The sequence below is a fragment of the Streptomyces sp. NPDC056738 genome, from assembly GCF_042790435.1.
Lineage (GTDB): Bacteria > Actinomycetota > Actinomycetes > Streptomycetales > Streptomycetaceae > Streptomyces.
The window spans coordinates 15007-36597 of sequence record NZ_JBHTZF010000006.1; the positions used below are offsets into that span (position 1 = coordinate 15007).

The window sequence follows — 21591 nt, forward strand, 5'->3', positions numbered from 1 at the left end:
GCCGGAACCTCAACAGCCCTGAGGAAGCAACAGGTCAGCCGCCTCGGACAGGCTGCAAGCCGGGCCCGCTACCCTCAGGTCCGCGCCCTGTGTACGGTGCCAACTATCCCGCTTTTGTGCCAACTAAAAAGCTTCGTCACATCGCGTCAACGCCGCACGCGGGGCATCCCCAGCCCGATCCACGAGATGATCTCCCGTTGGATCTCGTTGTTGCCGCCGCCGAAGGTGAAGATCACGGCCGAGCGGTAGCCGCGTTCGAGTTCGCCGTGCAGGACGGCGCCGGTCGAGCCCTCCTTGAGGACACCGGGAGCGGCGACGATCTCCATCAGCCAGGCGTACGCGTCCCGGCGCGCCTCGGAGCCGTACACCTTGACTGCGGACGCGTCCTGCGGGGTGAGCGTGCCCTCCTGGACGGCGTTCACCATGCGCCAGTTGAGGAGTTTCATGGCGTCCAGCCGGGTGTGCGTGCGCGCGAGGAGGCGGCGCACCCACGGGAGGTCGACGACGCGGCGGCCGTCGGCGAGCTTGGTCTCCATCGCCCAGCGCTGGACGTCGTGCAGGGCGCGGATGGCCATGGTGCCGTGTGCCGCGAGGGTGACGCGCTCGTGGTTGAGCTGGTTGGTGATCAGCCGCCAGCCCTTGTTCTCCTCGCCGACCCGGCGCGTGGCGGGGACGCGGATGTTCTCGTAGTAGCTGGCCGTGGTGTCGTGCGAGGCGAGCGTGTTGATCAGGGTGCAGGAGTAGCCGGGGTCGGAGGTCGGGACGAGGAGCATGGTGATGCCCTTGTGCGGCGGGGCGTCCGGGTCGGTGCGGACCGCGAGCCACACCCAGTCGGCCGTGTCGCCGTTGGTCGTCCAGATCTTCTGGCCGTCGACCGTGTAGTGGCCGCTCTCCTCGTCGCCCTCCCGCACGGCCCGGGTCCGGAGCGCGGCCAGGTCGGTCCCGGCACCGGGCTCGCTGTAGCCGATCGCGAAGTCGATCTCACCGGCCAGGATCTTCGGCAGGAAGTACGACTTCTGCTCCTCCGTACCGAACCGCATGATCGTCGGCCCCACCGTGTTGAGCGCCATCAGTGGCAACGGCACCCCGGCCTGGGCGGCCTCGTCGAAGAAGATGAACTGCTCCATCGGGCTCAGGCCCCGCCCGCCGTACTCCTTGGGCCAGCCGACCCCGAGCCAGCCGTCGGTGCCGAGGCGTCGGATCGTCTCGCGGTAGAAGCGCTTCTGCGCCGCGGGATCGCCGTAGCGGGCGTAGGCGTTGTCCGGCACCAACTCGGCGAAGTAGAGACGAAGTTCGGTCCGCAACCGCTGCTGCTCCGGCGTGTATTCGAGATGCACGGCGCCTCCTGCTCCCCGAGCCCGACCTGACGGCGCACACCGTAGAACGTGTTCCAGAAATTGGGAATGCCGATGACGCGGACGGCTACGGGGAGATGACCTGCCGAGGGTGTGGGGGGGGCAGGCGTCGGGAGCGAGGCGTGGGGTGCGGGGTGCACGCGAGGGGGCGGTGTCCGGTCTCCCGGGCGCCGCCCCCTCGTGCGGGCCGGTTTCCCGGCCCTCGCGCAACAGCGTGGCTCGTACGTTCCCTGTCGCCGTCAGTGGCAGGGGAACCCGAGCAGGTGCCGGGCGTCGTGGACCCACTCGTGGACGTTCTCGCCGGAGACGAGGGAGGTGGCGCCCTGTTCGGCACCGACGAAGTAGAGCAGGACCAGCATGAGGATGCCGAAGAACGCCGCCCAGGGGACGATCGCGCCGATCGGCAGCTTGGCGGGAACGGCGGTGGGCGTGGCGGTCGGCTGGACGACGGACTGCGCCATGGGCAGAACCTCCTGGGGAACTCGCGTCCCGTCTCGGTGGTGCACAGGACGACAGCCACGGGTCTGACTTGCCCGCGTCCGTCACCCCTGGCCGGAGTGACATGTGCCGGGCTTACAGTGGCGCGACCGTGCCGGATTTCCACCGGGCTTCCGTCGAACCGTCGTCAATATCCATGTGACCGTACCGCGAAGCCGTCGGCCCGGCCAAGGGCGCACACCCCGGCGCTCCGTGCGCCCTGCGGTTCGTGGAGCATGACGGTGGGACAGTAACGTGCCTGATGGGCCCGGGGATTCCGCCTCTGCCCCCGGGTACACCGCACGATCCGCACCACACGACGGACGGAGCGGGCTGGACCATGGCACACGGTCCGAGCCCGCGACACATGAGAGTGACGACATGACCAGCCGAGTGATCTTGATCTCCGCGGCGATCAGCGAGGCGCTGCGCGAGGCCCGCTTCGACGACGGGAGTCCGGTGGACGCCTCGGGCCTGCGGGCAGCGCGCTCGGCCGCCGACGCGGGCGCCGTCCCGGCGGGCGGACGCCTGTGGGTCTCCCCCACCGCGCGATGCCGGCAGACCGCCGAGGCACTCGGACTCGAAGGCGCCGCCGAGACACCGGAGTTGGCCCCGCTCGACGTGGGCCGCTGGCGCGGGGCGACGCTGACCGAGGTGAGCGCGAAGGAGCCGGAGGCGGTGGCACGCTGGCTCGCCGATCCGACGGCGGCGCCGCACGACGGCGAGTCGGTGGTGGCGTTCTGCGACCGGGTGGCGGAACACCTGGATACGGCGGCCGGTTTCGACGGCCGGACCGTCGCCGTGGTGGAGCCAGACGTCGTACGGGCGCTGGTGGTACGGGTATTGGGGGCGCCGGAGCAGGCGTTCTGGCGCGTGGACGTGCCGCCGCTCACCGTGACGGAGTTGAGCGGGCGCGCCGGACGCTGGAACCTCCGCGCCGGACGCCCGCTCGTCGGGCCTGCCTGATCCGGGTGGGCCGGGTCTGCGCTGCTCCGGGCGACGATCCGGGGCCGCCCGACATGGGCCCGCGAGGCCTCACCGCAACGTGGCGATGAAGTCCGTGCAGGAGCGCGCGCATTCGCGGCATTTCCGCGCGGCGGCCTCCGACCCCGGACACGCGTCGAAGGCCTCGGCGCACTCCAGGCAGACGTCCCGGCACCACTCCAGCCGGGCGCGGAGCTCCCGGTCGCTGAGCCCCGGATGACGGGACAGCACATGGCAGGTCGCCTCGCAGACCTCCGCGCACAGGATGCCCGAACGCCGCGCGGCCTCCTGCTGCTTGGGCCCGTCGGGATCCATGAGGCTCGCGCGCAGCGTGGAGGTCCTGGCGCATTCGGCGCAGGCCCGGGCGCACTCGAAGCGGTCCTCCAGGTACCGGAAGAGCTCCTGCTGTGATGGCGTCGTCGTCACAACAGGCGGGTAGCCGGAGGAAGTCGGTTCAAACAGCGCGAGGCCACGCGCTCAGGCGCCGGCCGCCTCCCGGGAGATCTGCTCGAACTGAGCCCCCATGGCCTCGGAGAGAGCCTGCGCCGCTGACAACGGGCGGACCATCACGGTGAATTCGTCGATGCGGCCCTCCTCGTCGAAGTGCAGGAAGTCGCAGCCGTTGATCTCCTTGTCGCCCACCTTGGCCGTGAAGACGAGCGCGTGGTCGCGGCCGTCGGCACCGGCGATCTCACGGACGTAGCGGAAATCGCTGAAGACACGCCAGACGCCCCGCAGGATGGCGGCGGTGATCGGCTTGCCCGGGTACGGCTTGAAGGCGACGGGGCTGGTGAACACGACGTCGTCGGCCAGCAGCTCCTCGACCGCGTCGAGGTCTCCGGCCTCCACGGCCTTGCGGAAGGAGTTCATTGCGCCCGCCTCTCATACTCAATTAGTTGATTAGGTGTGGATAAGATTAGTCCTGTGAGTGCGGGGCGTCTAGCCTTGCCGGATGGCATTGCGCAACGCGGTACTGGCCTCGCTCCTGGAGGGTGAGGCGTCGGGGTACGACCTGGCCAAGGGGTTCGACGCCTCGGTGGCCAACTTCTGGATGGCGACCCCGCAGCAGCTCTACCGGGAACTCGACCGGATGGAGTCCGAGGGGCTGATCGAGGCCCGGGTCGTCCAGCAGGAGCGCCGGCCCAACAAGCGGCTCTTCTCACTGACCACGACCGGCCTCGAAGCGCTCGCTTCCTTCACCTCGGCACCCGCGAAGCCCACCGCGATCCGCGACGAGCTGATGGTCAAGGTGTACGCCCTCGACATGGGGGACGCCGACGCCGTCCGCGCGGCGATCGCCGAACGGCTGGAGTGGTCACGCGCCAAACTGGCGCATTACGAACGGATCGGCGCCCGCCTGCTCGACGGGCGCACCGAGGACGCGTACCTGGCCGAGGCGGAGCGCGTGGGCCCGTATCTCACGCTCCTGGGAGGGCGCGCCTTCGAGCAGGCGATCATCGACTGGGCGGAGCGGGCGCTGAGGATCCTGGAACAGCGGGCGACGCGGGCCCGCTGAAGGCGCCCTGTTCGCACCAACCTGGTCTTGGCCCAAGTCGATCACGGTTCGTAGCGGTTCCTGTCCCTTCACATCACTTCGAGCCGGTTTCATGTGAGCCTGGTCTGGTCCGTTCGCGTTCGGTCCGGTGCTGAGGAGGGCGATCGTGGTGCGTGCGCTCGGTGTCGCTGTCGTGGGGTTCGGCTGGATGGGACGGGTGCACACACAGGCGTACGCGCGCGTCCTCCACCACTTCCCCGAACTCGCCCTGCGCCCCGAACCGATCGTCGTCGCCGACGAGGCGCCCGGCCGCGCCGAGGAGGCCGCCGCACGGTACGGCTTCGCGAGCGCTGTCCGGGACTGGCGGGAGATCGCCACCGATCCGCGCGTCGAGGCCGTGAGCATCACCGCGCCGAACTTCCTGCACCGTGACATCGGTGTGGCCATGGCCGCGGCCGGCAAGCACATCTGGATCGAGAAGCCGGTGGGACTGACCGCCGACGACGCCCGGGCGGTCTCGGACGCGGTGACCGAGGCCGGGGTGCGGGGCACCGTCGGTTTCAACTACCGGGGCGCACCGGCAGTCGTGGCGGCGCGCGAGCTGATCGCCTCCGGGGACATCGGCGAGGTGACGCACGTACGCGTCCGCCTCTTCAGCGACTACGCGGCCCATCCCGAGGGTGCGCTGACATGGCGCTACGAGCGGGAGCGGGGCGGCAGCGGAGTCCTCGGCGACCTGGCCTCGCACGGCGTGGACCTGGCGCGTTTCCTGGTGGGCGAGATCGAGGCGCTGGCGGCGGACACCGCCGTGTTCGTACCGCTGCGGCCTCGGCCGGCCGGCGCGACCGCGGGCCACACGCGCGCGGCGGGCGGCGAGCCGGCCCCCGTGGAGAACGAGGACTACGTCAACTGCCTGCTGCGCTTCGCCTGCGGCGCGCGCGGCGTCCTGGAGGCGTGCCGTGTGTCGGTGGGCGAACAGAACGCCTACGGGTTCGAGATCCACGGCACCAAGGGCGCGGTCTTCTGGGACTTCCGCCGGATGGGCGAACTCGGTGTCAGCCGGGGCACGACGTACCAGGACCAGCCGGTCAGCACCGTGTACGTCGGTCCGGGCGCCGGGGACTACGCATCCTTCCAACCGGGCGCGGCGAACAGCATGGGCTACGACGACCTCAAGGTCATCGAGGCGCACACGTTCCTGCGCTCCATCGCCGACGACAAGCCGTACGGGGCCACGCCGGCCGACGCGGTCAGCAGCGCGACGGCGCTGGACGCGATGGCCCGCTCGGCGGGGTCGGGGGCGTGGGTGACGCTGGAGGTATAGCCCTCTGGACCCGCCACCTGGCGCTGTCGGGTCAGGCGTGAGTCCCGTAGAGACCCGCCACCTGGGCCGGTCGGGCCAGGCGTGAGTCCCGTAGAGACCCGCCACCTGGCGCTGTCGCGTCAGGCGTGAGCCCCGTAGAGACCCGCTGCCCGTCGGCTCAAGGTTCAGGTCACCAGGGCGTAGACCGCCAACCCCAGGATGCAGAGGGCGAAGGCCAGGACGACGGCGCAGGTGAGACGGAACCGGAACCTGCTCCAGTACTCCGCCCGCCGACCGTCGGGCGTGTCGGTGCGCCAGACCGAGGGGATGTCGACGCGCCCTTCGGCGATTGCCGTCGCGGCCCGTCGTACATCCCGGGGGTGGTACGAGTAGAAGGTCGGCGCCGCCCCGTACGTGCCCCGGCTCTCCCCGCCGTACCGGCGGACGCGGACATCCATACGCCCAGCCGCACCCGGCAGCCACTCGTCACGCACCGGCCACAGCGCGGCGACCTCGCGACTGTCCAGCCAGGGCTCCTCCTCCTGCTCCGACTCGGGCCCTCCCGAATCCGGCGTTCGCGGCATACGTCCCCCTCGATGCGGCAAGCACCCAGTACACACCCACCGCCCGGCACGCCGACAGAGCGCCTGCGGCGCCGCAACGCGCGATCGATGCGGCCCTACGGGCCGTGAGCCGTCGCCGCGAAACCGCCGCCACGCCCACCGACGAAACCGCCCCCGACGACGGGCCGACCACCGCCCGCCCCTGCCGCGGCCCGATCTCAAGCCGCCGCGTGCTTCTGAGGCTTCCATCCCTTCTCGGTCGTGACCAGCACGCGCTGCCCGGCGAGGCCCCGGTCGGCTGCGATCTCGACCAGGGCGCGGGCGACGTTCGCGAAGGGGAGGGTGGGCAGGCCGGGGACCCTGCCGACCTGGTCGAGAGGCTTGACCGTGGCTGCGGGGACGGCAGGGGCCTCCTTGAGGTTGACCGGGTTGACGATCGTCCAGTTCAGACCAGTTACCGGCAGGTTCTGCTCCGAGAGCGCCTTGTCCTTGAAGATCGCGGCGACGACCGTCTTGTAGACCAGCCGCCCGAGGAACGATGCCTTCGCGGCCGTGTCCCCGACACCGAAAGCGGAGACGAGCACGAACCGCTCGACACCGGCATCCTGCACGGCGGCGGTGATGACCGGCAGGGTGCGCTGCATCAGGTCGATGGGCTTCTTCGCGCGCAGGGCCACGCCGATGGCGGAGATCACGGCGTCGCCGCCGGCGAAGGCCTTGGCCATTGCGGCACGGTCATCGAGGGGGCCCCGCACGACGGTCAGCCCTGTCTGCCGCTGTACCGCGTCGGGGTTCCGGACATACGCGACGACCTCGTGCCCCTGGGACAACGCCTCCTTCACGACGTGTGAACCGATGTTGCCGGTGGCACCCAGTACGACGATCTTCATGATTCTCCTCCTCCAGGGTCCACTCGGACCCTCTTGGACCATTTACTTCGAATTCGAAGCAAAGGGGCGAAGTGCTTCGAATTCGAAGCACTTGAAAACGGTAGCATACTTCGAACTCGAAGCAAGGACGGTGGACCATGGAGCCGACCCCCCGACACGTCGCGGCCTACTTCGCCCTCATGGAGGCCGGAGCCCTACTGCAACAACTGGTCGAGAAGCAGCTGCGCGACGAGGGCGACCTCAGCTACATCCAGTTCCGCGTGCTGGCGCAGCTCGAGGAGGCTCCCGACCGGAGCGTGCGCATGACCGATCTCGCCGACGGCGTCGTCTACAGCCGCAGCGGACTCACCTACCAGGCCGACCGCCTGGAACAGAACGGCCTGATCGTCCGCACCCCGTCACCCGACGACGAACGCTCGGTGACCGTGGCGATCACCGAGGCCGGCCGGGAGGTCCTGACGCGCGTACTCCCTGGGCATATCGACCTCGTCGCGCGAGAACTCTTCGGCCCCTTGAGCGAGCAGGACGTCACGGCGATGGCGGACATCCTCACCCGAGTCCGCGACAACCTGCGCAACGCCCCACGCCGCGGGACGTCCCGCCGACGACCCTCCGCGAGTTGACCCTTTCGAGGACATCGCTCCGACCTCGCATCCCTTGACAGACTTACAGCATAAGCATTCTACTGCAGTCAGCCTTACGGCATAAGTCATCGGCTTTGGGACGGAGCCCCTGTCATGACCTCTGGGACTGTGATCATCGTGGGCTGCGGCCCCGTCGGACTCGGAGCCGCGCTGGAACTCGCGCGCTTCGGCGTTCCGAGCGTGGTACTGGAGAGGCGGATGGCGCCGTCACGGCACCCGAAGACCCGCAACTTCAACACCCGCACGATGGAGATCGCCAGGGGCTGGGGCCCGGCGGTCTACGGGCGGCTTCGCGGCATCGACACCCCGGAGGGCTGGAAGAGTCCCATCCGCTTCTTCGACACCGTCGTCGGCAAGGAGTTCGGCCACATCGACTCCAAGGGCTTCGAGGGGCCGGGCCCCGAGGTCAGCCCGGCACTCCCGGTGATGTCGTCGCAGGACCTGCTCACAGAGATCCTGCGGGACGCGGCTGCAGCGACCGGCCTGGTGGAGTTCCGGTTCGGCCACCGGGTCACCGAAGTCACCTCCGGCGCCGGCGACTTGGATGCCGAGGCGGTAGTCCGGGTCCTGGACGAGAGCACCGGTGAGTCGTACGCGCTGTCCGGCGCCGCCCTGGTGGCGGCCGACGGCGTCGACAGCTTCGTACGGCAGACGCTCGGCGTGCGGCTCGAAGGCGAACAGGGCATTCATCACTTCGTCAACTGCTACTTCCACTCGCCCGTGGAGCAGTACGTCGGCGAGCGGACCGGAGTGCTCCTGTACGTCGCCGGCTCCGATGCGCTCGGCGTGCTCCAGCCCCTGGACGCGAACGGCCGCTGGCTGTGCCAGATCTCCGTCCCGCCGGAGCAGTGGAACAGCGAGACGTGGACGGACGACAGGGTGCGCCACTGGGTCCGCGCCGCTGTCGGCGTGCCCGGACTGGAGGTGGACGTCCGGAGTGTGGGCGTGTGGCGGATGAACGTGACCGTGGCCGAACGGCTCGTGCTCGGACGGGTCGTGCTGTGCGGGGACGCGGCCCACCAGTTCCCGCCCACCGGCGGACTCGGCGTCAACACCGGTCTGCAGGGCATGCACAACGCCATGTGGAAGCTCGCCCTGTGCGTGCAGGGCCTCGCCGACTGGTCGCTGCTCGACACGTACGACACCGAGCGCCGGCCTCCGGCCCGCCGGACGGCCGACCAGTCGTACGAGAACTACCGCAACGTCTCCCGCATGGGCGCCGCGGCCTACGGTCTGGGCGACGATCTGGATCCGGACACGATCCTTCGGGAGACCCGCCGTTACGGCAACCATCTCGGCGTCGAGTTCGGCACCGTCTACGACTCCGCCGCAATCGTCCCGGACGGCACCCGCCCGCCGCCCGTCGAGGACGACTACTCCGACTACGCGCCCAGCGCCACGCCGGGCTGCCGGGCACCACACGTCCGCCTCGGCTCCGACGACACGCTGTCCACCCTCGACCTGTTCGGCCCCGGCTTCACCGTGCTCACCGGCCCGGACGGCACCGCCTGGCGGGAGGCGGCCGCGGTCGCCGCACACCGGCTGCGGCTCCCGGTGGCGGGCTACACCGTCGGCTCTCCCGGACTGACCGACCTCGGCGGCCTGTTCCTGCGCCGCTACGGAATCGGTTCCAACGGGGCCGTCGTCATCCGGCCGGACGGATACGTCGGCTGGCGGTCGGCCGATGCGGCGACGGCCGCCGGGAAGCAGCTCACGGAGGCGATCGAGCAGATCATCGGTCGTGATGATTACTGACGGTTCGTCATGTGTTTGGTTCAGTTCTCCACTTGAGCGAGGAGTGAGGCATGGATGTCGGCGTCGAACGCCGTGGCCCGGGTGTGGCAGCCATACTGCGGGGTCTCCGGGCGCCCAGCCTCGCCCCCTGGACGCATCTGTACGAGCCGCCGGCACCGCTTCGGCCGGGGGCGCCGCGCACCCTGTTCCTCGGCGTGTCCACGATTCTGCTGGACGACGGTGACACGGCGATCCTCACCGACGGGTTCTTCAGCCGTCCCGGCCTGTTGCGTGTGCGGTTCGGCCGGGTTCGACCGGACCGCACACGCATCACCGCAGCCCTGCGCCGGGCCGGTATCGATCGACTCGACGCCGTGTTCGTCGTCCATTCGCACTACGACCACGCCCTGGACGCTCCCGAGGTGGCCGCGGCCACCGGCGCCCGTCTCATCGGCTCCGCCTCCACCCGCAACATCGCCGCCGGGCACGGCTTCCCCGTCGACCGCTTCCAACCGGCCGTCACCGGCGAGCCGTTCATGATCGGGCGCTTCACCCTCACCGCCCTGCCCGCCCGGCACAGCCCGGGCGACCTGGCTCCCGGCCGGATCGATCGCCCTCTGAGTCCGCCGGCCCGCGCGACGGACTACCGGACCGGCGACTGCTACACCCTCCACGTCCGCCACGGCGAACGCCAACTCCTCGTCCACGCCAGCGCCCACAGCCTGCCCGGCGCTCTCGACGGTCACCGTGCCGACACCGTGTACCTGGGGATCGGCGCGCTCGGCAAGCAGGACGAGGCGTTCCGGGAGGAGTACTGGGACCTGCTGGTCACGGGTACGGGTGCCCGACGTGTCGTACCCATTCACTGGGACGACTTCACTCGCCCGCTCGATCGGCCACTGCGGCCCTTCCCCGCCTTCTTCGACGACTTCACGGCCACCATGAGCTTCCTGACCCGCAAGGCCGAACGCACGGGAGTCGCACTGACGCTGCCCGTGGTGGGCCGGCGGGCCGACCCGTGGCCGTCCTGACCGGTGATTCGCCGCCGGGCAAGGTGGCGCACGTTCGAAGAAACTTATGCTGTAAGTTCACAGGGAAACGGGATGGATGTACGCCGTACGTGCGTCAGCGTCCACCCACCCTTACTTTCTCCAAGGACATCCGCCATGAAAGTCCACCACCTGAACTGCGGCACCATGCGTCCGCCGGGGGCCCCTCTCGTCTGCCACGTCCTGCTGGTCGAGACCGCGAACGGCCTGGCCCTCGTCGACTCCGGCTACGGTCTCGGTGACATCGCCGCCCCCAAGCGGCGTGTCGGACCGGCGCGCCGTTTCGTGCGGCCGGCGTTCGACCCGGACGAGACGGCGGTCCGGCAGGTCGAGAGGCTGGGGTTCCGCCCGGACGACGTCCGCCACATCGTGTTGACCCACTTCGACGCCGACCACATCGGTGGCCTCTCCGACTTCCCCGACGCCCAAGTCCACCTGACGGCGGACGAGGCCCGCGGGGCCGTCCACTCGCCCTCGTGGCGCGAGCGGATCCGCTACCAGAAACCCCAATGGGAGCATGGCCCGAAGCTCGTCGAACACCGTCCCGACGGCGAGAAGTGGCGCGGATTCGCGGCGGCGAGGGAGCTCGATGTGATCGCTCCCGGCATCGTCCTGATCGCCCTGCCAGGCCACACCCGCGGGCACGCCGCCGTGGCGGTCGACGCCGGTGCGCGCTGGATCCTGCATGCCGGTGACGCCTTCTACCACTACGGCACCCTGGACGGTCATTCCCCCGTCCCGCCTTCGCTGCGCGGCATGGAGGCCGTCGTCGCGTACGACGGGAGGAAGGTCCGCGACAACCACGCCCGCCTCGCCGACCTGCACCGGCAGGCCGACCCGGGCCTCATGATCGTCAACGCCCACGATCCCGTGCTGTACGAGAAGGCACGGGCGAGTGCGTAGCCGAGGAGTAAAGGAAAGACGACCGTGCGTGTGTGCATTTCCCGAGCGTGAGTTGAGGGTGGAGAAGGTTCTCCAGCCCGCCCCGGGCAGGGCTGGAGTCCTGGTCGAGGTCGAGGCGGCCGGCGCCTCCCTGCCCGACGGGCACTGATTCTCGGGCGAGCTCGGCGGGATGCTTGGTAGGCGCGCACCGAGTCGTCGGTCCTGAGCAACGAAGGTGGCCGGCACCATTGCGGCGTTCGGCCCCGACGTGGACGGCTGGGAGTGTGGCGACCGGGTCGCACTCCAGGCGGGCGAACAGCCCGGCGGCAGGGTTTTGACGCGGCCCTTCTCTCACCGCCCGCGCACGCGCTCAAGTCCATCGGCTTCGCGCTCGCCGTGGGCGTCCTGATCGACGCCCTCGCCGTACGGTGCGGCTCGCGGAGAGGGACGAGTCGGGTCGGGTGACATGCCTCCCGAGCACGCCGGTGTCAGGAAGCAACCACTGCCCGGCGGCGGACGGTGTCGAGGAGGAGCTCCAGGCCGAACTCCATCTCCGCCTCGTGGTCGATCACGGCCAGTTCGCCCGCCGCGGCGGCCACCGCCGGCAGCCCGCTGTCGACGAGTTCCTGCTCGCTCGTTGCGGTCACCCCCGGGATGGCGCCGGCATACGTCGGCGCCATCCCCACCTCACGCGAGAGCGTCCCGACCAGGAATGCGATGAACGCCCGCAGAACGTGTACGGCTTCAGCGCCTTCCAAGCCGGCACGGTTCAGGAAACGCAGCGCGGCCTCGACGACGGGCATGACGGCGGGCGCGTTCAGCCGCCGGGTCAGCACCAGGGACGCGGAACGGGGGTGTTCCAGGGCTGCGGCCCGGAAGGAACGGGCGATGGCGCGCAGTCCGTCCTCCCACGGCAACTCTTCGGCGTCGGGAACGGCGATGCCCTGGAGGATCACGTCCGCCATGGCGTCGAGCACGTCGGCCTTGTCGTCGACGTGGTTGTACAGCGACATGGTCCGTACTCCCACCGCCGCGGCAATCTTGTGCAGCGACAGCTTCTCCATGCCCTCCGTCTCGGCCAACACCAGCGCCTGACGCACGATTTCCTGCCTGGTCAGCGGCCCCCGGCGAGTCATCCTCTGCGCCATCGCCCATCCCTCCGATCAGCGGCGCGCCCCTGCGCCTTGTATCAACTTATCTCATAAGTTTCAAGCGTTACGAGGAGTCCCCGTACGAAGAGCCCCGCAAGGCACCGAGGGTCGCCGCCCGTGTCTGCGCGAGTACGGCGTTCCGAGCCTCGGGGGCCTCGCACCGGAGGGCGACCGCGACGCCTTGGACCAGGAAACGGGTCGCAAGCTCACCGATGGCGCAGTCGACAGGACGTAGCGCCGACTCGGGAACCAGGACGAGGGTCAGACGAGCCGCGAGCGCCCCGAAGAGTGCGTTGGGTTCGCCGACCGGGCCCGGATCGCACAGCAGAGGCAGCAGGGCTGGACGCCCCTCCGCCAGAACCAGGACCGCACGAAGCACTTCGTCCATGGCCGAGACGGCGAATGCGTTCGCCGGGCCGGTCCTCTCGTCCAGGATTCGGGGCGCGACCGCGGTCTCCGCGCGGAGGTGTTCCGCGAACCGCTGCAACAGCCCCTCCACGACGGCCTGCTTGTGCGGAAAATACTGGTAGAGGGTGCCGGGGGATACACCTGCGTGCCGGGCGACGGCGTTCATGCCGACGGTTTCGACACCGACCGCCGCGACGAGTTCCTCCGCCGCGTCCAGGATCTGCTCGGCACGGCGCAGACCGCGCCACTGTCGCCTCCTGGCCTCTGCCTGCGGATTCATGCGCACTCCCCTTGCCGGCCCCGTCGTACGCCACCCCCACCCGCGCCCCGCCGGGCCGAAGATCAGCAGTTTCGATACCGTGCTGAAACCCGGCCTGATGGTCGCTCACCGCGAGACAGGTCGCGGCGGCGGACGGGCGCGGAACACCCAGGGCGACCATCTCGTCGACCCTGCGCCCGACCTGGTCCGGTTCGACCGTGCCCACGGTGATGGCCTAGCCCAGTTCCCACATGATCACGCCGACTGTGAACCGGCGAAGCTCCGCAACGCTGGGACGGGTTCCTGGGGCGGGAGCCCGGGTTCGGGGAAGTCGGCCAAGGCGCAACGGGCGTTCTCCATGGCCACCGGCGACTGTGCGGGCCGGGCGGGACGAACCAGGGCGGAGGCCTTGGGATACCGCACGACCGTGACCCCGAAAGCCACGGCCTGCGCCCTCACACGCTCCTGCCAGGTCCCCTCGACGCCCAGTCACCACGAGTTTCCGCACAGAGAAGAAGTCCGGACCGTCCCGGTCGACGGCCGCCGCGGCCTCGTTGACCTGTCCTGCGTCGGGCCGAGCCGCCCGTGCCGGGCTTTCATCGACGACCTCCCACCCTGACACGACTTATTCCGTAATCCTGACTTGAGGAAACAGTGTACATACGCCGTAAGTTTTATGGAATCCTTTCCGTGTCGTAAACGAGCTCGGGACGGTCGGTACAGCTGTTTGCGCCGGCGCGGTCACGATCGCCTTCGATCAGTGCGAGTCGTTCGGCCGGCCGGCCCGGGCCACACCCGGCGGCATCCGCCCACAGAACCTGCGCCGACCTCCCGGGTGGCGGCCGGCGCGGGCCGCGTTCAGTGGAAGGTCTGGCGCATCTCGCCGAGGCCCTCGATCCGGCTGACCAGGACGTCGTCGGGGCCGAGGAACCGCTGCGGAACGCGACGGTTGCCCACCCCGGCCGGGGTCCCGGTGAAGATCAGGTCGCCGGGGTGGAGCGGGCACACCGCGCTGATGAACTCCACCAACCGAGGCACGGAGAAGATCATCTCGCTGGTGCGTGCCGCCTGGACGCTCTCGCCGTTCAGGAGGCACTCGATCGCGATGTCGTCCCGGTCCGGCAGCTCGTCGGGGGTCACCAGCGCCGGACCGGTCGGCCCGAAGCCCGGGTACGACTTGCCCAGCGAGAACTGCGGTGGTTTGCCCGTGAGTTGGAGGACGCGCTCGGAGAGGTCCTGCCCCACGGTGAGCCCGGCCACGACCTCCCAGCCCTCGCTCGCGGGCACCCGATGGCAGGGCGCGCCGATGACGGCGACCATCTCGAGCTCCCAGTCGACATTGCCCTTGGGCAGTTCGACCTGCGCGGTCGGGCCGGTGATGCAGCTCGGGAACTTGGTGAAGAGCAACGGGACCTCGGGCGGGACGTAGCCGGCTTCGGTGGCGTGCGGACGGTAGTTCAGCGCCACCGCGAAGACCTGGCGCGGCCGCGGGACCGGTGCGTCCAGATCGGCGGTCCGGTACGGGCTCGCCGCGGGCAGTTCGGCGCCGGCGGCCCAGGTCCGGAACGCGGTCCACTCGTTCAGAACATCCATGGGGTCCGGGCCGAAGCGGCCCGACGAGGCGTCGGCGATGTCGACCGCGCCGTCGTCGGTGAGCAGGACGGCGCGGTCGGAGAGCGTGGCCAGTCGCATCTGCTCCGCCTCAGTTCGCCGGGCCGTAGAGATCGCTGGAGAACGGCTCGGTGTCGTGCGCGTCCTTCCAGCCGACCACGTGGTTCCGCAGCGTGCCGATGCCCTCGATCTCCGCCTCGATGCGGTCGCCCGGCCGAAGGTAGAAGTCGAACGGATTCGGCTGCACGGCGGCGACGCCCGAGATGGTGCCGGTCGTGATGATGTCGCCGGCCGTGTAGCCCTGGGCCGAGTGGTAGGCGACCAGGTGCGGGATCGAGATGATCATCTTCTCGGTGTTGCCCGTCTGCCGTCGCTCGCCGTTGACCCGGAGCTCCATTGCGAGCGCGTGCGGCTGGGGAACCTCGTCCTTCGTGACGATCCAGGGGCCGATGGGGCAGAAGGTGTCGATCCCCTTCGAGAAGGAGAAGACGCCCGACTGCATCTCGCGGCGCTGGATGTCCCGCGCGGTGATGTCGTTGAAGACGGTGTACCCGGCGATGTAGTCCTCGGCCTCCTCCGGGCCGAAGAACTTGCCGCTCTTGCCGATCACGACGGCCAGCTCGAGTTCGTAGTCGAGCTCCTTGGTGAGCCCCTCGGGATACACGATCGGCTGGTCGGGACCGATGATCGCGTCGACGTTCTGGAAGAAGACGATCCCCTTGTGCACCGGGTGCGACCAGTCGACGGCGGTCAGCTCGTCGTGGTGGTCGGTGAAGTTTCCGGCGGTGTGGAAGAACTTCTTGGGCACGATCGGCGCCTGCAGGGTGACCTCTCCGAGGGGGAATCGCCGCCCGGTCTCCCCGACCTTCCCTTCCTGTTCGAAGTAGGCGCGCATCGACGGGACGTCGAGCTCGATGACGGTCTCGCCGTCGGTGTGGCCGACCCGGCCGTCGTCGAAGGTCACGAGTTTCATGCGGAGTCTCCTGGCGGTCCGACGCGGAAGACGCGCAACTGCAGCGCGAGCGTCGCGTAGTAGCCCACCAGGGTGGTGAGCTCCACCACCGCCTCGATGCCGTTCAATGAAACGGCCCGGTCGAAGACGGCGTCGTCGGCGTCGCCCCTCGCGACCAGGACCCGCACCAGTTCGAGGGCGGCGGCTTCGGCCGGGTCCGAGAGCTCAGGGGCCGCGCCGGCGTTCGCCGCGGCGATCTCCGCGTCGGTCAGGCCCGCTGCCCGGCCGATCGGCTCGTGGGCGTAGCGCTCGAAGGCCGAGTCCCACCGGGCCGCGACCGTCAGGACGGCGAGTTCGCGGATTCGATCACTGAGCGAGGTCCGGTAGCGGATCGCCGAGCCCAGTTCCTGGAGAGCCGCCCCGACCCTTGGTGCGAACAGCATCGCGTTGAAGGGGCCGTTGAGTCTTCCCTGTGCGTCGGTGAGGGCGAAGAGCTGGGGACCGCCGGCGCGTGGCCCTCCGGTGATCGCGTCGTAGAGGGGGCGTTGGTCGAGGTCGAGTTCACCTGGGGTGAGGCGGGGCAACCGAGTCATGGTGTCGAGTGTCGTGCGCGCGCCGGAGTACACGCAGTGCCGTGCCGAGCAATGGCATGGCACTTCCGTACATCCGCACGTGCCAATGATTGAAACGAACGTAGTACGGATCACACGCCATCGCCTTTCATCCCTCGCATGGATGACTGGCTCGGACTCGAACAGCGCGCGGCCCTGGTGGCCGGTGCCGGCGGCATCGGTGCGGCCGCGGCCCTCGGCCTTGCCCGACACGGCGCCCGCGTGACCGTCACGGACGTCGACGAGGAGCGGCTTGCCGCGCTCGCCGAGCAGGCGTCGGCGGCAGGATTCTCGATCGCGACCCGCGCGGCCGACCTCACCGACCCGCTGAGCGCTCGTTCCGCGGTCGCCGAGAGCGCCGGGGCGATGGGCGGCCTCGACGTCTTCGTGCACGCGGTCGGTATCAACGACCGGCGCCCGGTGCTCGAGACTCCCGACGACGTCTGGGAGCGGATCATCGACGTCAACCTCAAGAGCGCCGTGTGGAGCGCTCAGGCGGCCGGCGCCCTGATGGTGTCGGGCGGCTACGGCCGGATCGTCCTGCTGTCCTCGGTCTCCGGACTCCTGGCGCACGCCGACCACGCTCCGTACGCCGCCACGAAGGGCGGGGTCAACCAGCTCTGCCGCGTCATGGCTCGCGAATGGGCGCCGCACGGCGTCACGGTCAACGCCGTCGCGCCCGGTTACACCGAGACCGACCTGACACGCGCCCACCTCGACAAGCCCGGCGTGCGCGAGGACATGGTCGGCCTCGTTCCGGCCGGCCGGCTCGGCACAGCCGACGACGTCGTCGCCCCCCTGCTCTTCCTCTGCTCCACGCAGTCCGCGTTCGTGACGGGCCACGTCATGTACGTCGACGGCGGTCGCACCCTCGTCTGAAAGGCAGACCATGAATCTTCCGCAGCGCTTCACCGACAAGGTCGTCCTGGTCACCGGTGCCGGCACCGGCCTCGGCGCCGAGATCGCCGTACGGGCGGCACAGGAGGGTGCCGACGTGGCGATCCACTACCGCAGCTCGCAGGCGGGCGCACGCCGTACGGCCGACCGGGTCGAGGCCGAGGGGCGCAAGGCCTTCCTCGTCCAGGCCGACATCGTCGAATGGGCGCAGATCACGCGCATGGCGGACGAGGTGTGGGGCCGCTTCGGCCGGGTCGACGTGGCGATCAACAACGTGGGCGACATGGCCGACGACCAGATGTCGTGGCGGGAGATCACCGAGGAGTCGATCGACCACACGCTCGCCGTCGACATCAAGGGCACGTTGGTGTGCACCCACGAGTTCGGCTCCCGGATGCTCGAGCAGCCCGGCGGCGGCTCGATCGTCAACGTGGGTTCCACGGTCGTGGTCCGCGGCAGCGCACGGGCTCCGCAGTACGCGGCCGCGAAGTACGGCATTCTCGGCATCACCAAGTCCTACGCCCAGGCGTTCGCGCCCAAGGTGCGGGTGAACACGTTCGCACCCGGTTTCATGGAGACCGAGCGCATGCTCAACCGTGAGGACTACAAGAACGGACGCGGTGAGAAGCTGCGGGAGATGACACCGATGCACCACATCCCGAAGCCCGAGGAGATCGCCGGCACGGCGCTCCTCCTCGCGACCGCGGACGCCCAGCACATCACCGGCAGCTACTTCGTCGCTGACGGTGGCTACAACATGATCGGAGCCTGACATGTCCGATCAGCGCATCCTCTTCGTCGGCGGCGACGTCTTCGACGGCTCGGGCACCCCGGCCGTCCGCGCCGATGTGGTCGTCCGCGGCGAGACGATCGAGGCGGTCGTCGTCGGCGGTGGCGTACAGGCGCGGCCGGGCGACCAGGTCGTCGACTGCACCGGCAGGACGGTCATGCCGGGCATGGTCGAGTCGCACTGTCACCTGACCTTCCCCTCGGCCGTCGGTCACATCGACACCTCCTTCAACCCGCCGCTGGACGTCAGCTTCTTCCACCACATGCCGACGCCGGACGAGCACCTGGAGATCGCGAAGCGCAACGCGCGCATCCTGCTCGACCAGGGCTTCACCAGCGCCTACTCGGCCGGCTCGCTGACCCCCGTACCGACCGAGGTGATCCTCCGCGATCAGATCGAGGCCGGTGCCGCGGTGGGACCGCGGATGCGTGCCGCGTCGTTCGAGCGCGACAACAACCCGGTGCAGATGGGCCCCGACGGCCCGCGCGAGCAGAAGACGGGGCCGGACGCGGTGCGCGCGTTCATCCGCGAGCAGGCCGCGATCGGCTTCGACAGCGTCAAGCTGCTGATGAGCAACGACGACGTCTTCTTCGAGGGCGGGTCGATGGTGACGCAGTACAGCGCCGAAGAGGCACGGGCCGCCGGCGAGCAGGCGCGCGAGTCCGGTGTCTGGCTCAACTGCCATGCCCAGAATCCCGAGTCGATCAAACTGGCGGTCACCAGCGGCTTCCGCTCGATCTATCACTGCTCCTACGCCGACGAGGAGGCGATCGACCTCCTCGACGAGGCGAAGGACTCGATCTTCCTCTCGCCTGCTGTCGGCATCATGTGGGCCAACGTCCACGAGGGCGAGGAGTTCGGCATCGACACCGCGATGGCCCGGACGATGGGCTCGGTGAAGTCGCTCGAGGCGATGACGAAGCTCTACCCCGAGCTCCGCAGGCGCGGCCTGCGCGTGCTGCCGGGCGGCGACTACGGCTTCCCCAACAACCCGATCGGCCGCAACGCCCGCGACCTCGAACTCTTCGTCGACCTCTTCGGTTACAGCCCGCTCGAGGCACTCGAGGCGGCCACCTTCCACGGAGGTCAGGTCCTGGAGTTCCCGGTCGGCCTGCTGGCGCCGGAATACCTGGCCGACATCCTCGTGGTGGACGGGGACCCGACGCAGGACGTGACCGTGTTGCAGGACGCCGGGAACCTCGTCGCCATCGTGCAGGGCGGCCGGTTCCACAAGGGCGCCGAGCAGCTCACGCGCGGTACGGCGTGAGGCGGGTCGACGGCGTGAGACGGGTCGACGGCGTCGAGTACGCCGTGATCCCGGGCTTCCGCCCGCTCGAACTCGACCTGTACCTGCCCGACGCGGTATCCGCGCCGGGCACTGTCGAGGTGCCGGTCATCGTCCACGTGCACGGCGGTGGATGGCGACGCGGTTCCCGTCGCCATCCGCTGCCGCGCCTGGGTGAGGACTTCTACCCCGCGATGGTGCGCGCGGGCTTCGCCGTGGCGGCGATCGACTACCGCCTCAGTGGCGAGGCGGCCTACCCGGCCGCGGCCGACGACGTGCGCGCCGCGGCCGCGGCCGTCGCCGAGGTCATGGCGCCCCACGGGGTCGACGCGGGGCCGGTGTTCCTCTGGGGCGACTCCGCCGGCGCGCACCTCGCCCTGCTGGCCGCGCTGACCGGCTCCGCCGTGGCCGGAGTGGTCGCGTGGTTCCCGGTCACCGACCTGACCGCCATGCCCGACCCCACCGATCCACAGACGCGGGAGGCGCTCTTCCTGGGGGCACCCGCCGCGAAGGTCCCGGACCTCGCCTGCGAGGCCAGTCCGATCAGCCACGTGCGCGCCGACGCGCCGCCCGTCCTCGTCATGCACGGCGACAGCGACACGATGGTGCCGACCGCGCAGAGCGTCGACTTCGCCGCGGCCCTGACCGCGGTGGGAGGGTCCGCGCAGTTGGTGCTCGTGCCCGGCGCGAGTCACTTCTGGGAGGGCGCCGACGACGTGACCGCCCTGCACCAGCGGTCGCTCGCCTTCCTGCGGACGCTCGTCACGCCATGACCCGTCCGGTGATCCCGGGATTCAACCCGGACCCCAGCGTGGTGCGGGTCGGTGACGACTACTACCTCGTCACGTCGTCGTTCGAATACCTGCCGGGACTGCCCGTCCACCACAGCACCGATCTGCGGCACTGGCGTCAGATAGGCCACGTGGCGACCCGGCCGGAGCAGGTCGAGCTCGAACGGATTCCGACGCCCGGCGGAGTCTGGGCCCCGACGCTGCGCCACCGCGACGGCCTCTTCCACCTCATCGTCACCGTCTTCCTCGGCGGCCGGGGCTGCGTCGTCTTCACGGCGACCGACCCGGCCGGCCCGTGGAGCGACGGTGTGAGCATCCCCGCCGTCGACGGGATCGACCCCGACCTCGCCTGGGACGACGACGGCACCGCGATCGTGACGTTCGCCCGCCATCCCGACCCGATTCAGCAGGTCCGCGTCGACCTGACGACCGGCCGGGCCATCGACACGCCCCGTGCGGTCTGGGCCGGCAGCGGCGGCTACTCCCCCGAGGGCCCGCACCTCTACCGCCGTGGCGCGTGGTGGTACCTGGTGGTGGCCGAAGGCGGCACGGACCGAGGCCACGCCGTCACGGTGGCCCGGGCCCGAAGACCGGACGGACCGTTCGAGAGCTGCCCGGGGAACCCGGTCCTCTCCGCCGCCGGGACCGGCCGGCCGGAGCAGAACCTCGGCCACGCCGACCTGGTCGAGACCGACTCGGGGACGGCGCTCGTCTGCCTCGGGGTCCGGCCGGTCGGGCTGGCGCAGTCGTTCTCGCCCCTCGGCCGCGAGACCTTCCTGGCCGACGTCGACTGGGCCGACGACTGGCCGAGCGCGCGGCTGACCGAGCTGCCTCCGGCACCGGACGAGGACGTGACGTACGACCTCGGCGCGCCGGACGCGCTGAGCGACCCGGTCTGGATCGCCGTACGCCAGTTGCCGACAGCGGTCGCCGCTCCCACACCGGACGGCCTCCTCATCCGTCGCACCTCCGGCCAGACCGGGCTGGACGGCCCACGACCGGCCTTCGTCGGGCGTCGGCAGCGGCATCTGGGCGCCGTGGTGAGCGCGGTGTTCGACGTCCGGGAAGGGCGCGGGGGCCTCGCGTTCCGCAACGCGGAGGACAACCTGGTCGCGCTCGAGGCCCGAGCCGCCGGAACCGGGGTCGAGGTCGAGGCGCGGGTCGTGGTGGCGGGATTCGACCGGACCTGGCACGCCACCCTGCCGTGCGGAGACGTCGAGCTGACCATCGCGACAGAGCCACCTCCGGCCGACTTCGCCGCCGGTGCGGTCGGGGGCGACCGGATCCGGCTGACGGCCCGGGTGGGCGACGACGACGTGACACTCGTCGAACTGGACGGCCGGCACTGGTGCTTCGAGACCGCCAAGGCGTTCACGGGCCGGGTCGTCGGGCCGTTCGCGACCGAGGGCGCGGTCCGGGTCCGCCGGCTCCGGTACTCGGGCCGGTCCTGACGATCACAT

The 21591-nt window shown here is 70.1% G+C and carries 23 protein-coding genes and 1 riboswitch; of the genes, 12 read left to right on the top strand and 11 right to left on the bottom strand.

What is annotated here, in order from left to right:
* Positions 1-146: 146 nt before the first annotated feature.
* Together ACFRIC_RS17125 and ACFRIC_RS17130 are read right to left on the bottom strand one after the other, a co-directional pair.
* The gene (locus tag ACFRIC_RS17125; RefSeq protein ID WP_382786007.1) at positions 147-1337 is read right to left on the bottom strand and encodes an acyl-CoA dehydrogenase family protein; all 1191 of its coding nucleotides are present in this window, start codon (positions 1335-1337) and stop codon (positions 147-149) included.
* A gap of 257 nt (positions 1338-1594) precedes the next feature.
* Positions 1595-1816 (bottom strand): CbtB-domain containing protein, encoded by a 222-nt coding sequence (locus tag ACFRIC_RS17130; protein ID WP_382786009.1) that lies wholly within the window; start codon positions 1814-1816, stop codon positions 1595-1597.
* A 61-nt stretch (positions 1817-1877) separates the two neighbouring features.
* Positions 1878-1968: riboswitch (cobalamin riboswitch) on the bottom strand.
* 245 nt (positions 1969-2213) lie between these two features.
* On the opposite strand from ACFRIC_RS17130, the gene ACFRIC_RS17135 reads away from it, so the two are divergent.
* On the top strand, positions 2214-2798 hold the full coding sequence (locus tag ACFRIC_RS17135; RefSeq protein WP_382786012.1) for a histidine phosphatase family protein: 585 nt from the start codon (positions 2214-2216) through the stop codon (positions 2796-2798).
* A gap of 69 nt (positions 2799-2867) precedes the next feature.
* Here the strand turns inward: ACFRIC_RS17135 and ACFRIC_RS17140 are convergent, their stop codons facing one another.
* Both ACFRIC_RS17140 and ACFRIC_RS17145 read right to left on the bottom strand, forming a co-directional pair.
* Complete coding sequence (locus ACFRIC_RS17140; RefSeq protein WP_382786015.1) at positions 2868-3242, bottom strand: ferredoxin; 375 nt, start codon at positions 3240-3242, stop codon at positions 2868-2870.
* 51 nt (positions 3243-3293) lie between these two features.
* Positions 3294-3686 carry a nuclear transport factor 2 family protein gene (locus ACFRIC_RS17145; protein WP_382786018.1) on the bottom strand — a complete coding sequence of 131 codons (393 nt, stop codon included), beginning with the start codon at positions 3684-3686 and terminating at the stop codon, positions 3294-3296.
* An 82-nt stretch (positions 3687-3768) separates the two neighbouring features.
* Here ACFRIC_RS17145 and ACFRIC_RS17150 point away from each other — a divergent pair, with 82 nt between their 5' ends.
* Complete coding sequence (locus ACFRIC_RS17150; RefSeq protein WP_382786021.1) at positions 3769-4332, top strand: PadR family transcriptional regulator; 564 nt, start codon at positions 3769-3771, stop codon at positions 4330-4332.
* A gap of 145 nt (positions 4333-4477) precedes the next feature.
* Positions 4478-5635, top strand: coding sequence for a Gfo/Idh/MocA family protein (locus ACFRIC_RS17155; protein WP_382786024.1), 1158 nt, complete (start codon positions 4478-4480; stop codon positions 5633-5635).
* 164 nt (positions 5636-5799) lie between these two features.
* On the opposite strand, the gene ACFRIC_RS17160 is transcribed toward ACFRIC_RS17155, so the two are convergent.
* Entirely contained in the window at positions 5800-6198 is a 399-nt protein-coding gene (locus tag ACFRIC_RS17160) for a hypothetical protein (RefSeq protein WP_382786027.1), read from the bottom strand.
* A gap of 197 nt (positions 6199-6395) precedes the next feature.
* Positions 6396-7067: an NAD(P)-dependent oxidoreductase gene (locus ACFRIC_RS17165; RefSeq protein ID WP_382786030.1), complete on the bottom strand. Its 672-nt coding sequence runs from the start codon at positions 7065-7067 to the stop codon at positions 6396-6398.
* Positions 7068-7204: 137 nt separating this feature from the next.
* Here ACFRIC_RS17165 and ACFRIC_RS17170 point away from each other — a divergent pair, with 137 nt between their 5' ends.
* The 4 genes from ACFRIC_RS17170 (at position 7205) to ACFRIC_RS17185 (ending at position 11397) form a co-directional block, all read left to right on the top strand.
* The gene (locus ACFRIC_RS17170) at positions 7205-7690 is read left to right on the top strand and encodes a MarR family winged helix-turn-helix transcriptional regulator (RefSeq protein WP_382786033.1); all 486 of its coding nucleotides are present in this window, start codon (positions 7205-7207) and stop codon (positions 7688-7690) included.
* 114 nt (positions 7691-7804) lie between these two features.
* Positions 7805-9466: an FAD-dependent monooxygenase gene (locus tag ACFRIC_RS17175; protein ID WP_382786037.1), complete on the top strand. Its 1662-nt coding sequence runs from the start codon at positions 7805-7807 to the stop codon at positions 9464-9466.
* A gap of 50 nt (positions 9467-9516) precedes the next feature.
* A complete protein-coding gene (locus ACFRIC_RS17180) occupies positions 9517-10476 on the top strand; it encodes an MBL fold metallo-hydrolase (protein WP_382786040.1) in 960 nt (319 codons plus the stop codon).
* A 135-nt stretch (positions 10477-10611) separates the two neighbouring features.
* Positions 10612-11397: an MBL fold metallo-hydrolase gene (locus ACFRIC_RS17185; protein ID WP_382786043.1), complete on the top strand. Its 786-nt coding sequence runs from the start codon at positions 10612-10614 to the stop codon at positions 11395-11397.
* Between the two features lie 467 nt (positions 11398-11864).
* Here the strand turns inward: ACFRIC_RS17185 and ACFRIC_RS17190 are convergent, their stop codons facing one another.
* The 5 genes from ACFRIC_RS17190 to ACFRIC_RS17210 form a co-directional block, all read right to left on the bottom strand.
* Positions 11865-12524, bottom strand: coding sequence for a TetR/AcrR family transcriptional regulator C-terminal domain-containing protein (locus tag ACFRIC_RS17190; protein WP_382786046.1), 660 nt, complete (start codon positions 12522-12524; stop codon positions 11865-11867).
* A 67-nt stretch (positions 12525-12591) separates the two neighbouring features.
* Positions 12592-13215, bottom strand: coding sequence for a TetR/AcrR family transcriptional regulator (locus ACFRIC_RS17195; protein WP_382786049.1), 624 nt, complete (start codon positions 13213-13215; stop codon positions 12592-12594).
* Positions 13216-14052: 837 nt separating this feature from the next.
* Positions 14053-14886 carry a fumarylacetoacetate hydrolase family protein gene (locus ACFRIC_RS17200; RefSeq protein WP_382786052.1) on the bottom strand — a complete coding sequence of 278 codons (834 nt, stop codon included), beginning with the start codon at positions 14884-14886 and terminating at the stop codon, positions 14053-14055.
* A 10-nt stretch (positions 14887-14896) separates the two neighbouring features.
* Positions 14897-15778, bottom strand: a complete 882-nt coding sequence (locus ACFRIC_RS17205; protein WP_382786056.1) for a fumarylacetoacetate hydrolase family protein — start codon at positions 15776-15778, stop codon at positions 14897-14899.
* Complete coding sequence (locus ACFRIC_RS17210) at positions 15775-16350, bottom strand: carboxymuconolactone decarboxylase family protein (protein WP_382786059.1); 576 nt, start codon at positions 16348-16350, stop codon at positions 15775-15777. Before ACFRIC_RS17210 ends, ACFRIC_RS17205 begins: the two co-directional genes overlap by 4 nt.
* A 138-nt stretch (positions 16351-16488) precedes the next feature.
* On the opposite strand from ACFRIC_RS17210, the gene ACFRIC_RS17215 reads away from it, so the two are divergent.
* From ACFRIC_RS17215 to ACFRIC_RS17235, 5 genes are read left to right on the top strand one after another with little or no spacing between them, the layout of a single operon-like run.
* Complete coding sequence (locus ACFRIC_RS17215; RefSeq protein WP_382786061.1) at positions 16489-17247, top strand: SDR family NAD(P)-dependent oxidoreductase; 759 nt, start codon at positions 16489-16491, stop codon at positions 17245-17247.
* A gap of 10 nt (positions 17248-17257) precedes the next feature.
* Entirely contained in the window at positions 17258-18037 is a 780-nt protein-coding gene (locus ACFRIC_RS17220) for an SDR family NAD(P)-dependent oxidoreductase (protein WP_382786064.1), read from the top strand.
* A 1-nt stretch (position 18038) separates the two neighbouring features.
* Positions 18039-19322, top strand: coding sequence for an amidohydrolase family protein (locus ACFRIC_RS17225; protein WP_382786067.1), 1284 nt, complete (start codon positions 18039-18041; stop codon positions 19320-19322).
* 14 nt (positions 19323-19336) lie between these two features.
* Positions 19337-20113 carry an alpha/beta hydrolase fold domain-containing protein gene (locus tag ACFRIC_RS17230; RefSeq protein ID WP_382786070.1) on the top strand — a complete coding sequence of 259 codons (777 nt, stop codon included), beginning with the start codon at positions 19337-19339 and terminating at the stop codon, positions 20111-20113.
* Positions 20110-21582: a glycoside hydrolase family 43 protein gene (locus tag ACFRIC_RS17235; RefSeq protein WP_382786072.1), complete on the top strand. Its 1473-nt coding sequence runs from the start codon at positions 20110-20112 to the stop codon at positions 21580-21582. Before ACFRIC_RS17230 ends, ACFRIC_RS17235 begins: the two co-directional genes overlap by 4 nt.
* The last annotated feature ends 9 nt before the right edge of the window (positions 21583-21591 follow it).

Coding starts and splice junctions, on each gene's coding strand:
- ACFRIC_RS17215 (WP_382786061.1), top strand. CDS start 16,489: ATGGATGACTGGCTCGGACTCGAACAGCGCGCGGCCCTGGTGGCCGGT.
- ACFRIC_RS17190 (WP_382786046.1), bottom strand. CDS start 12,524: ATGGCGCAGAGGATGACTCGCCGGGGGCCGCTGACCAGGCAGGAAATC.
- ACFRIC_RS17220 (WP_382786064.1), top strand. CDS start 17,258: ATGAATCTTCCGCAGCGCTTCACCGACAAGGTCGTCCTGGTCACCGGT.
- ACFRIC_RS17180 (WP_382786040.1), top strand. CDS start 9,517: ATGGATGTCGGCGTCGAACGCCGTGGCCCGGGTGTGGCAGCCATACTG.
- ACFRIC_RS17195 (WP_382786049.1), bottom strand. CDS start 13,215: ATGAATCCGCAGGCAGAGGCCAGGAGGCGACAGTGGCGCGGTCTGCGC.
- ACFRIC_RS17160 (WP_382786027.1), bottom strand. CDS start 6,198: ATGCCGCGAACGCCGGATTCGGGAGGGCCCGAGTCGGAGCAGGAGGAG.
- ACFRIC_RS17165 (WP_382786030.1), bottom strand. CDS start 7,067: ATGAAGATCGTCGTACTGGGTGCCACCGGCAACATCGGTTCACACGTC.
- ACFRIC_RS17235 (WP_382786072.1), top strand. CDS start 20,110: ATGACCCGTCCGGTGATCCCGGGATTCAACCCGGACCCCAGCGTGGTG.
- ACFRIC_RS17175 (WP_382786037.1), top strand. CDS start 7,805: ATGACCTCTGGGACTGTGATCATCGTGGGCTGCGGCCCCGTCGGACTC.
- ACFRIC_RS17185 (WP_382786043.1), top strand. CDS start 10,612: ATGAAAGTCCACCACCTGAACTGCGGCACCATGCGTCCGCCGGGGGCC.
- ACFRIC_RS17210 (WP_382786059.1), bottom strand. CDS start 16,350: ATGACTCGGTTGCCCCGCCTCACCCCAGGTGAACTCGACCTCGACCAA.
- ACFRIC_RS17150 (WP_382786021.1), top strand. CDS start 3,769: ATGGCATTGCGCAACGCGGTACTGGCCTCGCTCCTGGAGGGTGAGGCG.
- ACFRIC_RS17200 (WP_382786052.1), bottom strand. CDS start 14,886: ATGCGACTGGCCACGCTCTCCGACCGCGCCGTCCTGCTCACCGACGAC.
- ACFRIC_RS17145 (WP_382786018.1), bottom strand. CDS start 3,686: ATGAACTCCTTCCGCAAGGCCGTGGAGGCCGGAGACCTCGACGCGGTC.
- ACFRIC_RS17170 (WP_382786033.1), top strand. CDS start 7,205: ATGGAGCCGACCCCCCGACACGTCGCGGCCTACTTCGCCCTCATGGAG.
- ACFRIC_RS17225 (WP_382786067.1), top strand. CDS start 18,039: ATGTCCGATCAGCGCATCCTCTTCGTCGGCGGCGACGTCTTCGACGGC.
- ACFRIC_RS17130 (WP_382786009.1), bottom strand. CDS start 1,816: ATGGCGCAGTCCGTCGTCCAGCCGACCGCCACGCCCACCGCCGTTCCC.
- ACFRIC_RS17135 (WP_382786012.1), top strand. CDS start 2,214: ATGACCAGCCGAGTGATCTTGATCTCCGCGGCGATCAGCGAGGCGCTG.
- ACFRIC_RS17205 (WP_382786056.1), bottom strand. CDS start 15,778: ATGAAACTCGTGACCTTCGACGACGGCCGGGTCGGCCACACCGACGGC.